The organism is Benzoatithermus flavus, from assembly GCF_037908215.1.
GTDB classification, from domain to species: Bacteria; Pseudomonadota; Alphaproteobacteria; order Geminicoccales; family Geminicoccaceae; genus Benzoatithermus; species Benzoatithermus flavus.
On sequence record NZ_JBBLZC010000024.1, the window covers coordinates 21636 to 37272 of the forward strand.

Consider the following 15637-nt stretch of genomic DNA (forward strand, 5'->3'; position numbering starts at 1 on the left):
CGGGGCGAAAGCCGTCTCAGCCCGCCTTCTCGCCCTTCATCAGGGAGAGGAAGCGGTCGAACAGATAGCTCGAGTCTTGCGGCCCCGGCGAGGCTTCGGGATGGTACTGCACCGAGAACACCGGCCGGTCCTTGAGACGGATCCCCTGGATCGTCCCGTCGAACAGCGAGCGGTGGGTCACCTCGACCTCGGGCGGCAGGTCACCGTCGGTAATGGCGAAGCCGTGGTTCTGGCTCGTGATCTCGACCTTGCCCGTGGTCAGGTCCTTGACCGGGTGGTTGGCGCCGTGATGCCCGAACGGCATCTTCTCGGTCCTGCCGCCGACCGCGATCCCCAGCATCTGGTGACCGAGGCAGATCCCGAACAGCGGCTTGCCGCTGTCGACGAGCTTTCTGATCTCGGGCACGGCGTAAGCGCCGGTGGCGGCAGGATCGCCCGGACCGTTCGAGAGCAGGACCCCGTCCGGGTTCAATGCCAGGATCTCCTCGGCGCTGGTCTGGGCCGGCACCACGGTGACCCGGCAGCCGAGCTGGGCGAGGCTCCGCAGGATGTTGCGCTTGACACCGTAGTCGACGGCGACGACGTGCGGCCCTCCACCGTCGCTCTCGCCGTAGCCCTCGCCCCAGCGCCAGCGGCTCTCCCGCCATTCGTAGCGCTGGCGGCAGGAGACCTCGAGGGCGAGATCCATCCCGACGAGGCCGGGCCAGGCGCGGGCGCGCGCCTTCAGCGCCTCGAGGTCGATCTCGCCTCCGGGCTCGTAGGCCAGCGCCGCGTTCTGCGCCCCCTGCTCGCGCAGGATGCGGGTGATACGACGGGTGTCGACCCCGCTGATGGCGGCGATGCCGCGGCTCTCGAGCCAGGCGGCGAGATGCTGCGAGCTGCGCCAGTTGGACGGTTCGGTGATCGGCGCCCTGATCACCATCCCCCTTGCGTAGGGCGTCGTGGCCTCGATATCCTCTTCGTTCGTGCCGACGTTCCCGATATGGGGGAACGTGAACGTGACGATCTGGCCAGCATAGGAGGGATCGGTTAGGATCTCCTGGTAGCCGGTGATCGCCGTGTTGAAAACAAGCTCGCCTTCATGAACGCCAGGGCAACCGAGGCCGAAACCCAGAAAAACCGTTCCATCCGCGAGCGCAAGGGCGGCGGTCGGACGGCGCCGGTCGAGCATTGTCATCGTGGCTGCTATCCAGGGGCGAGACGCGTGGACGCGACCCGTGCGACGCACGGGTGAACACAATTCCCTGCGTTGTAGCATCATGGGCGGAACCGTCAAGCAAACCGGACCCGGCTGCACGCCCGTGCGGACAGGGCGGCGGCCGGCAATGGTGGGTTGGAGAACCGGGACGTGCTGCGTGAACGGCTGAACGCTGCCTTGAAGGAGGCCGTCGCGGCAGGCGAGCAGCGGGCCGCGGCGACCCTCCGCCTGATCCTGGCCGCAATCCGCGAGCGCGACCGCGTCGCGCGCGAGGCCGGGGCGGCGGAGGGCCTGGACGAGGCCGGGATCGTCGCCATGCTGCAGGACATGGTGGCCCAGCGGCGGCAGGAGATCATCCGGTGCGAGGCTTGTGCCCGTGTCGATCGGGCCGAGCAGGAGGCGGAGGAGATCCGGGTGATCGAGCCGTTCCTGCCGCCCAGGATGAGCCAGGACGAGATCCGCGCCGCCGTCGAGGCGGCGATCGAGGCACTGGGCGCCACGAGGCTCAAGGACACGGGCAAGGTGATCGCTGCACTCAAGGAGCGCTACGGCGGCCGGATGGACTTCGCCTGCGCCAAGCGCCTGCTATGCGAGCGTCTGCACTGAACGGGGCGGCGCCGCGTGCCGTGGCCGCGCCGCCGCCGGGGAGGGGCGCGCCGTGAGCGGCCGCGATCTCACGCTCGAGGAGTTCAAGGCGCGCATCCCGCTCGCCGAGGTGGTCGGACGCTACGTCAGGCTGACGCGGCGCGGCCGCGAGCACGTGGGCTTGTGCCCGTTCCACAAGGAGAAGACACCCTCGTTCAACGTGGTCGAGAGCAAGGGCTTCTATCACTGTTTCGGCTGCGGCGCCCACGGCACGGCGATCGACTTCGTGATGGCGGTCGAGGGCCTGAGCTTCCCCGACGCGCTCGCGCGGATCGCGGACCTCACCGGCATTCCGGCCCCGCGGCGCACGGGCCCCGAACGGTCCGAGCCGAGCCAGCGGCTCTATGCCGCCAACGCCGCGGCCGCGGCCTGGTTCCGGGACCAGCTCGCCGACAACGCCGGGCGGGAAGCCCTGGCCTATCTCCTGCGCCGTGGCCTCGAGCACGAGACCATCCGCGCCTTCGGGTTGGGCTACGCCCCGGGTGAGCGGACGGCGCTCAAGCGGGCGCTCGTCGGCGAGGGCTTCAGCGAGGCGGAGCTCGTGGCGGCGGGCCTGCTCGTCCGGACCGAAGACGGCGAGACCTTCGACCGCTTCCGCCATCGGGTGATGTTTCCGATCGCCGACGAGCGCGGCCGGATCGTGGGCTTCGGCGGCCGGGCACTCGGCGAGGCGCGTGCCAAGTATTTGAATACGTCCGAGACCGAACTCTTCCACAAAGGCGAGCTGCTCTACAACCTGCACCGGGCGGCGAAACCCGCGCGCGAGCGGCGCGAGATCGTGCTGGCCGAAGGCTACATGGACGTGATCGCCCTCTCCCAGGCCGGGCTCGATCATGCGGTGGCACCTCTCGGCACGGCCGTGACCGAGCGGCAGCTCCAGATTTTGTGGCGGCTCGCCGAGGCGCCGATCGTCTGCCTCGACGGCGACCGAGCGGGCCTGGCCGCAGCACTCCGGACGGCCGAGCGCGCGCTGCCGCTGATGCGCAACGGACAGAGCTTGCGCTTCGTCATCCTGCCCGATGGCGAGGATCCCGACAGCTACCTGCGCCGGCACGGGGCCGAGGCGCTCGCCGCGGTGTTGTCCAAAGCGCACACTCTCTCGCAAATGATCTGGCGGCTGGAGACGCAGGGCCGGCGCTTCGACACGCCCGAGGCGCGTGCGGCGCTGAGCCGCAGGTTGCGCGGCTTCGCGCGGGCGGCGGGCGATCCCGACCTGCGCGCGAGCTTGTGGGATCAGTTCCGAACCCTTCTCGACGAGCTGACGCCCAGGTCCGTGCGCGGGCAGAAGCCGCAGAAGCCGGGCACTGGCAAGCTCAGGCCCGGGGCCTGGGAAGGTGTGGGCGCCGCCCGCCTCGCCGCCGGGATTTCGCGCCAGGAGACGAGCCGCGAGGCGCGCCTGATTCTGCCGCTCCTGCGCCATCCCGAATGGCTCGTCGGCTGCGAGGAGGAACTGGCGGAGATCCACCTCGAGGACCCGCGGCTCGAAAAGCTGCGGCAGGAAATCGTCCTGTGGTTCGCCGATGCGCCTAATCTTGACGCCGACACACTTCAGCGCCACCTCCTGCAATACGGTTTCGGACCTATCCTGGATCAGTTTGCCGCCGACCTCACGCAGCCGAGTCCGCCCGCCACGGAGACCGACGAGGCTACCCGCCGTCGGAGCTGGCGCGACATGCTGGCCGCCATTCGGCACAAGGCGGCGCTCCGCCGGGAAAGGGCGACCGAGGATGATCTGCGCCTCGAAGACGGGGAGCGGCTCAATCGTTGGTTTTACAGACTGGATCGTTTACTTAACCGTTATGGCGCGGACGACGCAGAGTCGGACGATGGCTCTCCGGATTCGGCCAACTGAGGCGTGCGGCAGGGCACGACCGGTCACGGCCGCTCCGGGCGTCGTCGTCGGCGTCGCCGGGCGTGAGGGAGAATAGCGGAATGGCCATCCGCCAGCCGATCAAAGGTGCGGCACCGACGCCACGCGGCAAGGCCGCGGCCAAGCCCGGCACGGGCGAGGGACTCGAAGCGTTCCTGGCCAATGCCGGGCCGCTGCGGCGCGTCCTGCTGCAGGCCAAGGAGCGCGGCTCGATCACGTCCGGCCAGCTCAACGCTGTCCTGCCCCCGGATTTCCCGCCGGAGCAGGTCGAGGACCTGATGAACGCGCTCGACAGCTACGGCATCACCGTGCTGCGCGACGAGGCCGGTGGCGACATCGAGGCGGAGTCCACCGACGGGGACGCCGCGGTCGACGGCGAGCGGAACGGCGAGGATACCGGCGAGGAAACCGACGGCAGCGACGGCGAGGACGGTGCCGGCGAGGGCGAGGAGCTCGGCCGCACCGACGATCCCGTGCGCATGTACCTGCGCGAGATGGGCACGATCGAGCTGCTCTCGCGCGAGGGCGAGATCGAGATCGCCAAGAGGATCGAGGCCGGCCGCAACACCGTACTCGAAGCCCTGTGCGAGAGTCCGCTCACCATGCGTGCGGTGATCGGCTGGCGCGACGCGATCCGCGAGGGCCGCGTGCTCCTGCGCGACATCATCGATCTCGAGGCCACCAACGAGGCCGAGCTCGGCGAGGCCGGTGCGGCCGAGATCGGGCTGGCGCAGCCGGCAACGGCGCCGATGGCGCTCGCACCGACCACCCCCGCCTCGATGTCGGCCCAGCCCGCACGTCCGGCTCAGGCCACGCCGGATGCGGAGGACGGGCTCGAGGACGACGAGAACGAGGAGGAGGCTGCACGGCTCCGGGAGCTTCCCGACGAGGAGGAGGCCGAGGACGACGACATGATGTCGCTCTCGGCACTCGAGAGCAAGCTGAAGGACGGCGTGCTCGAGACCTTCGACCGCATCGCCGAGGCCTATATGGGCCTGCGCGAGCTGCAGGAGGAAAGGTTGGCGCTCATCCAGGCGCGCCGGCCGGTGCCGCCCGAGCTCGACCAGCGCTACCAGGCGGCCCGCCGGGACATGGTCGAGCTGATGAAGCAGATCTCGCTCAACCAGAGCCGGGTCGAGGCGCTGGTGCAGCAGCTCTTCGACGTGAACAAGCACCTGCAGAGCCTCGAGGGCAAGCTGCTGCGCCTCGCCACGAGCTGCCGCTGCACGCGCGAGAGTTTCCTCGAGCACTATATGGGCCACGAGCTCGATCACGACTGGCTCGACCGGGTGTCGCGCCTGAAGGACCGCGGCTGGGCCGAGTTCGTCTCGCGTCACCGCGACGAGATCGAATCCCTGCGTGCCGACATCGCCGCCATCGCCGAGGAGACCGGGCTTCAGATCAGCGAGTTCCGCCGGATCGTGAACCTGGTCCAGCGCGGCGAGAAGGAGGCGAGCCAGGCCAAGAAGGAGATGGTCGAAGCGAACCTCAGGCTCGTGATCTCGATCGCAAAGAAGTACACGAATCGCGGCCTGCAGTTCCTGGACCTGATCCAGGAAGGCAACATCGGCCTGATGAAGGCCGTGGACAAGTTCGAGTACCGGCGCGGCTACAAGTTCTCGACCTACGCCACCTGGTGGATCCGGCAGGCGATCACGCGCTCGATCGCGGACCAGGCGCGGACCATCCGCATCCCGGTCCACATGATCGAGACGATCAACAAGCTCGTGCGCGCCTCGCGCCAGATGCTCCACGAGTACGGGCGCGAGCCCACGCCCGAGGAGCTCGCGCACAAGCTCAACATGCCGCTCGACAAGGTGCGGAAGGTCCTCAAGATCGCGAAGGAGCCGATCTCCCTCGAGACGCCGATCGGCGACGAGGAGGACTCGCACCTGGGCGATTTCATCGAGGACAAGAACGCGGTCCAGCCGCTCGAGGCCGCGACCTTGGCCAACCTGCGCGAGGCCACGACGCGCGTGCTCGCGACCTTGACCCCGCGCGAGGAGCGCGTGCTGCGCATGCGCTTCGGTATCGGCATGAACACCGATCACACGCTGGAGGAGGTCGGCCAGCAGTTCAGCGTCACCCGCGAGCGCATCCGCCAGATCGAGGCCAAGGCGCTCAGAAAGCTGAAGCACCCGAGTCGGTCGCGGAAGCTCCGGAGCTTTCTCGATACGTGAGCGGGACGGGAGGGGGCGGCGACGCCCCCTTCGCCTTTTCGGCCTCAACGGAACAGCTCGACCTCGATCCCCAGGTCCCGGGCGACCCTGATCCAGGTCCGGTCGCCGGTGAGCGCCACCCGGTCGAGGCGTCGCGCCAGGGCGAGGCAGCTTCGATCGGCGAGCGAAAGGCCCGCCGCACGGGTGGCCGGCTCCATCTCGCCGGCCAGCCATGCCGTCTCGTGATCCAGCGCCACGAAGTCCAGATCGAGCTCTCGAAGGCTCGAGCGCAGCTCTGCGAGGTCGAGATCGTTCTTGGCGAAGTAGCCGACGAGCTCGCTCAGGATCGTCGTCGGCGCCACCGCCGCCGTGACTGCAGCCATGACCCGCTCCCAGCCCGGCTCGTGCATGAGCAGGGCGATCAGCGCGGAGCTGTCGATCACCATCAGCGGTCGCTCTCGGCCGGCCCGGCGTCCTCCCGCCGCTCCAGAGCGGCCTGCTCCTTCTTCCAGGCCAGGAAGTCCGCGACCGAGATGTTCTTGCCCTGCGTGAGCTTGCGCATCCGTTCCTGGATACGTCTGACGGTCTCTTCCAGCGTCGTCATGCGCACCTCGCCGTTCTCCACCTTCAGCACGACCGTCCCGCCTTTCTCGAGACCGAGCTGACGACGGATCTCGATCGGCAGGCTGAGCCTGCCATTCTCGGCAACTTTGACACGAAGGCCACGCATGGCGCCGAGTCCTTTCTTGTCATCTTGACTGCAGTACCAGAGCCGAGAACCCTTGTCATCGGCCTCGGAGAACCGCTATAGCCTCTCTCGCATCCGGGCCCGTAGCTCAGCGGTTAGAGCTGGCCGCTCATAACGGTCTGGTCGTAGGTTCGAATCCTGCCGGGCCCACCACGTCTTTCCCTGCTCCGGCGGAGCCGTCTCGTGCGTCGGCAGGAGTTGGGATGATGTTCCGGACCGAACTTCGGCATGGCCGTGCTGCGGGAATCGCGTGCCTCGCGAAGCGAGATTGTACGAACGAATTCGAGAAACTTATCTGTCTCAATAACTAACACTTTTTGTGTTTGTCTGGCGGGCGGCGTGTCCGTCCATGCCTGTCGCGTCGGGGCTTGGCGGGTGAGGGGACGCCGTTGCCGATCCCGTCCACCGCCGCCTCCCATGTTGCAGTGCAGCGCCTTTCTAACTAGGTTCCGACGCGCTTTTCTCTCGTTGCGACAGGACCGCCGATGCTGCCGAGCACCCGCCCCGCCAATCCCAACTTCGGTTCCGGCCCGACCGCGAAGCGTCCGGGCTGGTCTCTGGCCGCCCTCGAAGGTGCGATGCTGGGCCGGTCGCATCGTGCCGCGCCGGCCAAGGCCAAGCTGCAGGAGATCATCGAGCGCAGCCGCGCCATCCTCCGCATCCCGGCCGACTACCGGATCGGCATCCTGCCGGCGTCGGACACGGGTGCGTTCGAGTGCGCGATGTGGTCGCTCCTGGGGGCCCGCGGGGTCGACGTCGTCGCCTTCGAGAGCTTCGGCGAGGGCTGGCTCTCCGACATCGAGAAACAGTTGCGGCTCGCCGACGTCCGCGCCTTCAAGGCCCCTTACGGCGAGCTTCCCGACCTCGCCCGGGTGGATGGCAGTCGCGACGTCGTCTTCTGCTGGAACGGCACCACCTCGGGTGTGCGCGTCCCGAACGGCGACTGGATTCGGGAGGACCGCGAAGGGCTCACCTTGTGCGATGCCACCTCGGCCGCCTTCGCCATGGATCTGCCCTGGCGCAAGCTCGACGTCGTCACCTGGTCCTGGCAGAAGGTCCTGGGCGGCGAGGCGCAGCACGGCATGCTGGTCCTGAGCCCGCGCGCCGTGGAGCGCCTCGAATCCTGGAAGCCCGCCTGGCCGCTGCCCAAGATCTTCCGCCTCACCAGGGGCGGCAGGCTGATCGAGGGCATCTTTCAGGGCGAGACCATCAACACGCCCTCCATGCTCGCGGTCGAGGATGCGCTGGACGGCCTGCGCTGGGCCGAGAGCATCGGTGGCCTAAAGGGCCTGATCGCGCGCACGGAGCGCAGCATGGCCGTGCTCGAGGCCTGGGTCGGGCGGACACCCTGGGTCGACTTCCTGGCCAGGCGCAAGGAGATCCGCTCGCCGACCTCGGTGTGCCTCGCCATCGTCGATCCCGCCTTTGCAGCGTTGGACCCGGGCGGCCAGCAGGGCTTCGTCAGGGACATGACCAGGCTTCTCGCCGAGCAGAAGGTCGCCTACGACATCCAGAGCTATCGTGATGCGCCCGCGGGCCTGCGGCTCTGGTGCGGAGCCACCGTCGAGACCTCGGACCTCGAGGCGCTCCTGCCGTGGCTCGACTGGGCCTTCGCCGAAACCAGACGGCGCCTCGTCTGAGGCGCCGGCCTCCTCCCGCCGTCCGCTGTCCTTCATTCGGAGGCGTCATGCCCAAGGTGCTCATCGCCGATCCATTGAGCCCGGCCGCCGAGGCCATCTTCAAGGAGCGTGGGCTCGAGGTCGACACGCGCGTCGGCCTCGGGAAGGACGAGCTGATCGCGATCATCGGCGACTATGACGGCCTCGCCGTCCGCTCCGCCACCAAGGTCACGGCCGAGGTGCTGGCCGCAGCCAGGCGCCTCAAGGTCGTGGGCCGGGCCGGCATCGGGGTGGACAACATCGACGTCGAGGCCGCGACCCGGCACGGCGTGGTCGTGATGAACACGCCCTTCGGCAACTCGGTCACCACGGCCGAGCACACGATCTCGCTCATGCTGGCGCTCGCCCGCCAGATCCCGGCTGCCGACCGCTCGACCCGGGCCGGCAGGTGGGAGAAGAACCGCTTCATGGGCGTGGAACTCATGGGCAAGACCCTGGGCCTCATCGGCTGCGGCAATATCGGCTCGATCGTGGCCGACCGCGCGCAGGGGCTGAAGATGCGGGTGATCGCCTTCGACCCCTTCCTCTCGCCCGAGCGCGCCGCCGACCTCAACGTCGAGAAGGTCGAGCTGGATGCGCTCCTCGCCCGCGCCGACGTGATCTCGCTCCACGCCCCGCTCACCGAGCAGACCCGGAACATCCTCTCGCGCGAGAACCTGCAGAAGACCAGGCCGGGGGTTCGTATCATCAACTGCGCGCGCGGTGGCCTGGTCGACGAGGCCGCCGTCTGCGACCTCATCCGCGCCGGCCACATCGCGGGCGCCGCCTTCGACGTGTTCACGGTCGAGCCCGCCCGCGAATCGCCCCTGTTCGCGCTCGAGGAGGTGATCGTGACGCCGCATCTCGGCGCTGCCACCATGGAGGCGCAGGAGAACGTGGCGCTGCAAGTCGCCGAGCAGATCAGCGACTATCTCATGACCGGGGCAGTCGTGAACGCGCTCAACATGGCTTCCGTCACGGCCGAGGAGGCGCCGCGGCTTCGGCCCTACATGAAGCTTGCCGAGCAGCTCGGCTCGTGCGCGGGCCAGCTCGTCGAGACCGGGCTCGAGGAGGTCACCGTCACCTATGCCGGCCATGCCGCCTCGCTCAACACGCGGCCGCTCACCCAGCTCGTGCTGACCGGCCTGCTGCGGCCGCAGCTCGCGAGCGTCAACATGGTGAACGCGCCGGCGATCGCGAAGCAGCGCAACATCCACATCCGGGTCGTGACCTGCGACATGATCGAGGGCTACCAGACGCTGCTCACGGTCGAGGTCCTGACCGAGCGCGGACCCCGGACGGTCAGCGGCACGCTGTTCCAGGACCAGGAGCCGCGCCTGGTCTCGATCCACGGCATCCCGATGGAGGCGCGGCTGGGGCCGCACATGCTCTATGTGCGCAACCAAGACAAGCCCGGCTTCATCGGCGCGCTGGGCCGCACGCTCGGCGATGCCGGGATCAACATCGCGACCTTCCATCTCGGCCGCGACGCGCCGGGCGGCAACGCCATAGCGCTCGTCGAGGTCGACGGCCCGATCCCGGACTACGTGCTCGACCAGGTCCGTCGGTTGCCGCACGTGCTCCAGGCCAAGCAGCTGAGCTTCTAGCGAGGGAAGCCGCTTCATGGGCTGCCGCTGCGGTGGGGGAACGAGCCGGCGGGCCTTCCTGTCCGGGGCGGCGGTGGCGGCGATCCTGCCGCTCGCCGGCTGCGACCGGGCGGTGCCGGACTGGCTCGCCGATCTCCTCGTGCCGGAAACGATGGCGGCCGAGCTCGGCCTTCGGGCGTTCCGCCAGATCCTGCGCGAGACTCCGCCCGTCCGCGATTCCTCGCTGCAGCGTCGGGTCGCCGCCGTAGGCGAGCGCATCGTGCGAGCGAGCCACTCACCCTATCCGGACTGGCAGTTCGTCGTTCTGGAATCGCCCGAGGTCAACGCCTTCGCGCTGCCGGGCGGCCATGTCGGCGTCTATCGCGGCATGCTGCAGGCGATCGCGAGCGAGGCGCACCTTGCCACCGTGCTCGGCCACGAGATCGGTCACGTCAACGCCCGCCACGGTGCGGAGCGCATCGTCGCCGAGAACGCCGTGGCGCTCGCGCTCCGGCTGGGTGCCGCGCTGCTCGCCATGAGCGACGTGCACGTTCCGCCCGATCTCGTCGTCTCCTTGGGCGGAACCGTGGCCGAGCTCGGTCTGATCCGGCCGTTCTCGCGCGGGCAGGAACTGGAGGCGGATGCACTGGGCCTGCGCTACATGGCGCAGGCCGGCTACGATCCGGCCGAGGCCGTGGCATTCTGGCGGCGCATGCAGCGGCTCGAGGGCGCCGGCGCCGGACCGGCCGCGTTCCTCTCGACCCATCCTTCGAGCGAGCGCCGCATCGAAGCGCTCGAGGAGCTGCTTTCTGCCCTGCGCCGCGGCGAGGCTGCCGCGTCCTGACGGTTCCTCGGGCGGTCGTGGCCCATGATGCTCGTGGGCGTGGCGGCGACGGTGCCGCGGGGATCACGCCGGCGCGGGAGCGGCTCGGGGGAGGGCGGACAGCGGCGTCGGGCTCACGGTCGGGCCGGACGAGAGTAGCGCTGTGAGCATCCCGAACGACCCACGATGACATCGGATGCTAACGAACCCTGGCGTCGCAGACCATGGACCGGCAGCCCGCCGAGCCGGGGCCGAGACAAGCTTGTCGGGCCTTGTCCGGACCCTACCGTGACGTTACCACATGCAGGATGCCTGCAATCCCGGATGCTGCCATGGCCGAGCTGCTCGTCGGGGCCGTACTTCCCCTTACGCGCCATTGCTTGACCTTTTCTGCCCGAGCGGCCGGCCGCTGGCCCCGCCATGCCGGGTCGGCATGGCGAGGCGGCTTCGGCCACGCCCTCAAACGGGCCGTCTGCATCATGCGGCTGCGGCCGTGCGCCGGCTGCCCGCTCGAGCGGAGCTGCGTCTACCCGACGGTGTTCGAAACGGCCCCCGGGGAGCAGGCCACGAAGATGCGGCGCTACGATCGGGTGCCGCACCCCTATGTCCTGCAGCCGGCCATGGGGCAGAAGCCCAGGCTCGAGCCGAGCGATGCGATCGAGCTCGACGTGACCCTGATCGGCCATGCGGCCGGCTACATCGCCTATGTCGTTCGCGCGCTGCAGGATGCCGCCGCCACCGGCATCGGGCCGGACCGGCTGGTGCTCGACCTTGAGCACGTGGCCCCGGTGCCCGTCACCGCCGCGTCTCTATCCGCAGATCCTGGCGAACGGAGGGGCGGCCTTTGCGTCCAGGCGCTTCCCGCTCTCCCGCCCCCCTGCCCGAAGCAGGTACGGGTGGAACTGCTGACGCCCCTGCGCGTCCAGCGCGACGGCCATCTGGTCGGCCCCGAGACGTTCACGCCGGGCGATCTTTTGCGCAACCTGGTCCGCCGGGTCTCCATGCTCCGTCAGTTTTTCACCGATCGGCCGTTGGAGGCCGACTTCGTCGCTCTGAAGGAGCTCGGCCTCGGGCTGCGCGCCCGGCATGCGGCCTTGCGCTGGGTCGATCTCGTTCGCCGCTCCAGCCGCCAGGACACGGTCATGCGCATGGGCGGGATCGTCGGCCGCTTCGAGCTCGACCTGACCGGAGCCGAGCCGCTCTGGCCCTATCTGTGGCTCGGCCAGTGGATCGGGGCCGGCAAAGGGGCCACCATGGGCTTGGGACGGATCGGGCTTTTTCGGGCGCTCGGCTGAACGCGTCCCGCCGTGTATCCGCATCGCGTCCTGCTCGTCGTCACGGGGCTGAGCCCCCAGGTCGTGACCGAGACGGCGTTTGCCCTCGCCGTTCAGCAGCAGCCACCCTTCGTCCCGACCGAGATCCACCTGGTCACCACCGCCGAGGGCGCGGAACGTGCCCGGCTCACGCTGCTGGGCGAGGAGGGGGCGCTCGGCGCTCTGGCGGACGAATGGGATGTTCCCGGCCTGAGGAGCGCGCTCGACGAGAGCCGCATCCATGTCGTCACCGGCGTCGATGGCCAGCCGCTTCCGGACATCCTGATCCCCGAAGACAATGCGCGGGCGGCCGACCTGATCACCGAGCTCGTGCGACGGCTGACCGCTTCGCCCGCGACAGCGCTGCACGTCTCGATCGCCGGCGGCCGCAAGACCATGGGCTTCTTCGCCGGCTATGCCCTCTCGCTCTACGGCCGGCCGCAGGATGCGCTCTCGCATGTCCTCGTTCCGCCCGAGCTCGAGCAGCATCCGCAATTCTTCTTCCCGCCCAGGCGGCCGAGGGTGCTGTTCGGCCGCGACACCAAGCCGATCCGAGCCGAAGCGTCGGCGGTGCGTCTCGCCTCGATTCCGTTCGTGCGGCTGCGCCATGGCCTGCCGGACCGGCTCCTGGCAGGGCAGGCGACCTACGCCGAGGCGGTCGGGAGCGTGGGCGCGGTGCTGGGCGCGCCGCAGCTTCTCGTCGATCTCGCGCAGGGCCGGATCGTTGCCGGTGGGGTCGCGGTGCCGATGCCGCCGGTGCAGATCGCGTTCGCCGCCTTCTTCGCCGAGCGCCGGGCCATGCTGCCGGATGGCGAGGTTGCCGTTTCCTGGCGCGACGCCGATCCGAAACGGTTCCTCGAGCTGTATGCGTCGCTGGTCGGCCCGGGCCACCCGACATCGGCCAGGATCGCCGCCCTGCTCGCCGAAGGGATGCCCAAGGAATGGTTCGACGAGCGCAAAGCGCGACACAACAAGCTTGTCGAGGCTGCACTCGGCTGGAATGCTGCGCCATACCGCATCGAGGCGACAGGGAGACGGCCGCACACCCGTTTCCGGCTCGGTCTCCCTGCCGACGCCATCACCCTTCGATGGTGACGGCACCGATTGCGCTCGTGCTCGACGATCGGCTGTGGGGGAACGATGAACGGCCTTGTGCCTCCTTCGCTCGATGATCTTGCCGCCGGGGCATTTCTTCACGACATCGGCAAGCTCTACCAGCGGGCGGCCGGCAGCGAGCGCGACCTTCCCGAGATGGTGCGTAACCTCGAGAGCGAGGTCCTGCCCCTGGGTGAGCACGGCCGGTACACGCACCGCCATGCTCTCTTCACCGCCGCCTTCTTCGCCGAGCTCGAGCAGGCACACCTCGAGCTGCCGCGCGGGCTCGACCTCGAGCAGACACGCGTCTGCGCCGTCTACCACCACAAGCCCGACGACAGCCGGCCCTGGACCTGGATCGTCGCCGAAGCCGATCGCCTTTCCTCCGGCATGGACCGCAAGACCAGGGACATCGCCGACGAGCTGGGTCTCGGGCCGCGCGGCCGGGATGCCTACCGCCGCACGCCCCTGCTGTCGCTGGTGTCGACCGTCGAGCTCGGGCTGGGTACGGCCACGCCGCGCGCGTTTCCCGTCGCCGAGCTCACGCCGGATGCGATCCTGCCCGTGCACGCTCCCGATCCGGGTACCCTGCCCGAGGCGTATCTCGCGTGCTGGCGAGGCTTCCGACAGGGGATCGACACGCTCTGCAGCGAGGCCAGCGGCAGCGGCGAGCTGTTCCACGAGGGCCTCATCAGCCTCTCCGAACGCTTCACCTGGGCCGTGCCGTCCTCGACCATGGACGAGCCCGACGTCTCGCTGCACGACCACAGCCTCAGCGTGGCGGCCATTGCCGCCTGCCTCCATGCCTGGCACACCGCGAGCGGCAGCCTCACCGATCTGACGGCCATTCGCGACCGCCGGCTGCCCAAGTTCCGCCTGCTCGAGGGCGATCTCTCGGGCATCCAGAGCACCCTGTTCCGTCTCGCGCGGCAGCAGGTGAAGGGGGTGAACCGCATTCTGCGCGCCCGCTCCTTCCTGCTCGGGGCCCTGGTCGAGACGGCGGCCCTTCTGATCCGCCGCGAGTTCGAGCTGCCGCCCTACGTGACCCTGCAGCATGCCGGCGGCAAGTTCCTGATGCTCCTGCCGGCGCTCGAGGGTCTCGACGAGCGGCTCGCTGCGCTGCAGGCCCGGATCGACCGCTGGCTGGTCGAGACCTATGCCGGCGACCTCGCCTTGACCCTGGCCTTGGGTCCGGCGTTCGGTGGCGAGGGCTTCTCGCGCGGCCGCTGGCGCGAGACCCATGCCGCGCTCCGGCACGTCGCCGAGCAGGCGAAGCTGCGCCCGCTGGCCAGCGTGATGCACGAGCCGGTGCTGCGCGGCGCGGAGTACGAGGAGGGGGCGGAAGGTGCGTGTCCCGCCTGCGGCGTGCGGCCGGCGCGGGTGGCCGACGAGCGCGATCCTGCCCTCCGACGCTGCGTCGCCTGCGATACCGAGGAGCGGATCGGCGCCGTTCTTCCTGCCGCCAGCGCGGTGATCTGGAAGGCGTTGCGCGACGACGACCCGACGCCGTTCCGGCCGTTCGGGCTCGCCAAGGCCGTGATCGTGCCCGGCCGCGCCCCGCATGCCTCGGGGCACGTGCTGAGCGCCTGGCAGCCGCGGCCGCGGGAATGGGCCTGGCCGCCGGCCGACCGCTTCGTCGCCAACCACGTGCCGCGCTTCGCCGAAGGCGAGTGGGACGACGACCGCTATCGCGGCATTCTGCCCTCGCTCGAGGATATCGGCCGGCCGCGCGAGGATACCGTCAAGACGATGGCGCACCTCGCCTGCGAGGACCTCGAGCTCGATGGCCATGGCCGCCTGCTCGGCCGGCCGATGCTGGCGGTGCTCAAGGCGGACGTCGACCGTCTGGGGCAGGTGTTCGGCCGCGGTCTGGGCAAGGATCGCACGATCGGGCGGGTGGTGGCCCTGTCCAGGCTGATGGATGCCTTCTTCACCGGCCATCTCACCCGCCTGCTCGAGCAACGTTTCGCCAACGTCTACACGGTCTATGCCGGTGGCGACGACCTGCTGCTGATCGGCCCGTGGCTGACCACGATCCGGCTCGCCCGCGAGCTCAACGCCGCGTTCGCGCGTTTCTCGGGTGGCAACCCCAATCTCACCCTCTCTGCCGGCATCGAGCTGCTCGCCCCCGAGGAGCCGCTGAACCGTGCCGCTGCGCGGGCCGAGGCCCGGCTCACCGCGGCCAAGGACGCCGGCCGCAACCGCGTCTCGCTGATCGTGCGCGAGCCCCTGACGTGGCCGGCGCTGGATAAGGCGCTGGCCCTCGCCGACCGGCTCAATGCGCTCCTGCGACGCGAGCGCGACCCGCTGCCAACCGCGCTGGCCTACAAGCTCCTCCATTTCGCCGACCTGCGCCTGCGGGCCGAGGCGGGCGATCCGAACGCCGCCATCTGGCGCGCCCGGCTCGCCTACCAGCTCGCCCGCGCCAAGGCCGGGCCCGAGGCGGAAGCTCTCGTGAACGAGCTGCTGCCGCCGCCGGGCCAGGCGGCGCCGGTGCCGGCCCGCATCCCGATCACCATGGCACTCTACCGCAACCGCTAGG

The 15637-nt window shown here is 69.6% G+C and carries 12 protein-coding genes and 1 tRNA gene; 10 read left to right on the forward strand and 3 right to left on the reverse strand.

Going from position 1 to position 15637, the window contains the following annotated elements:
* Window positions 1–16: 16 nt before the first annotated feature.
* Complete coding sequence (carA, locus tag U1T56_RS19240) at window positions 17–1177, reverse strand: glutamine-hydrolyzing carbamoyl-phosphate synthase small subunit (RefSeq protein ID WP_418161120.1); 1161 nt, start codon at window positions 1175–1177, stop codon at window positions 17–19.
* Between the two features lie 171 nt (window positions 1178–1348).
* Between carA and U1T56_RS19245 the strand changes: the two genes are divergently transcribed.
* The 3 genes from U1T56_RS19245 (at window position 1349) to rpoD (ending at window position 5893) form a co-directional block, all read left to right on the forward strand.
* Entirely contained in the window at window positions 1349–1804 is a 456-nt protein-coding gene (locus tag U1T56_RS19245) for a GatB/YqeY domain-containing protein (protein ID WP_418161121.1), read from the forward strand.
* 52 nt (window positions 1805–1856) lie between these two features.
* Window positions 1857–3695 carry a DNA primase gene (dnaG, locus tag U1T56_RS19250; protein ID WP_418161122.1) on the forward strand — a complete coding sequence of 613 codons (1839 nt, stop codon included), beginning with the start codon at window positions 1857–1859 and terminating at the stop codon, window positions 3693–3695.
* Window positions 3696–3775: 80 nt separating this feature from the next.
* Window positions 3776–5893, forward strand: coding sequence for an RNA polymerase sigma factor RpoD (gene rpoD, locus U1T56_RS19255; protein ID WP_418161123.1), 2118 nt, complete (start codon window positions 3776–3778; stop codon window positions 5891–5893).
* 44 nt (window positions 5894–5937) lie between these two features.
* On the opposite strand, the gene U1T56_RS19260 is transcribed toward rpoD, so the two are convergent.
* Together U1T56_RS19260 and U1T56_RS19265 are read right to left on the reverse strand one after the other, a co-directional pair.
* A complete protein-coding gene (locus U1T56_RS19260; protein ID WP_418161124.1) occupies window positions 5938–6318 on the reverse strand; it encodes a PIN domain-containing protein in 381 nt (126 codons plus the stop codon).
* On the reverse strand, window positions 6318–6602 hold the full coding sequence (locus U1T56_RS19265) for an AbrB/MazE/SpoVT family DNA-binding domain-containing protein (RefSeq protein ID WP_418161125.1): 285 nt from the start codon (window positions 6600–6602) through the stop codon (window positions 6318–6320). The genes U1T56_RS19260 and U1T56_RS19265 overlap by 1 nt, the downstream gene beginning before the upstream one ends.
* Before the next feature lie 95 nt (window positions 6603–6697).
* Between U1T56_RS19265 and U1T56_RS19270 the strand changes: the two genes are divergently transcribed.
* The 7 genes from U1T56_RS19270 (at window position 6698) to cas10 (ending at window position 15636) form a co-directional block, all read left to right on the forward strand.
* Window positions 6698–6773 (forward strand) — tRNA-Ile (locus U1T56_RS19270).
* Between the two features lie 332 nt (window positions 6774–7105).
* Window positions 7106–8260 carry a phosphoserine transaminase gene (locus tag U1T56_RS19275; RefSeq protein WP_418161126.1) on the forward strand — a complete coding sequence of 385 codons (1155 nt, stop codon included), beginning with the start codon at window positions 7106–7108 and terminating at the stop codon, window positions 8258–8260.
* A gap of 47 nt (window positions 8261–8307) precedes the next feature.
* The gene (serA, locus tag U1T56_RS19280; protein WP_418161127.1) at window positions 8308–9885 is read left to right on the forward strand and encodes a phosphoglycerate dehydrogenase; all 1578 of its coding nucleotides are present in this window, start codon (window positions 8308–8310) and stop codon (window positions 9883–9885) included.
* Between the two features lie 16 nt (window positions 9886–9901).
* Window positions 9902–10708, forward strand: coding sequence for a M48 family metallopeptidase (locus U1T56_RS19285; protein WP_418161128.1), 807 nt, complete (start codon window positions 9902–9904; stop codon window positions 10706–10708).
* A gap of 551 nt (window positions 10709–11259) precedes the next feature.
* Window positions 11260–11982, forward strand: coding sequence for a CRISPR system precrRNA processing endoribonuclease RAMP protein Cas6 (gene cas6, locus U1T56_RS19290; RefSeq protein ID WP_418161129.1), 723 nt, complete (start codon window positions 11260–11262; stop codon window positions 11980–11982).
* A 12-nt stretch (window positions 11983–11994) separates the two neighbouring features.
* Window positions 11995–13095: a CRISPR-associated ring nuclease Csm6 gene (gene csm6, locus U1T56_RS19295; RefSeq protein WP_418161130.1), complete on the forward strand. Its 1101-nt coding sequence runs from the start codon at window positions 11995–11997 to the stop codon at window positions 13093–13095.
* A gap of 45 nt (window positions 13096–13140) precedes the next feature.
* A complete protein-coding gene (gene cas10 / locus U1T56_RS19300) occupies window positions 13141–15636 on the forward strand; it encodes a type III-A CRISPR-associated protein Cas10/Csm1 (protein ID WP_418161131.1) in 2496 nt (831 codons plus the stop codon).
* Window position 15637 lies beyond the last annotated feature (1 nt).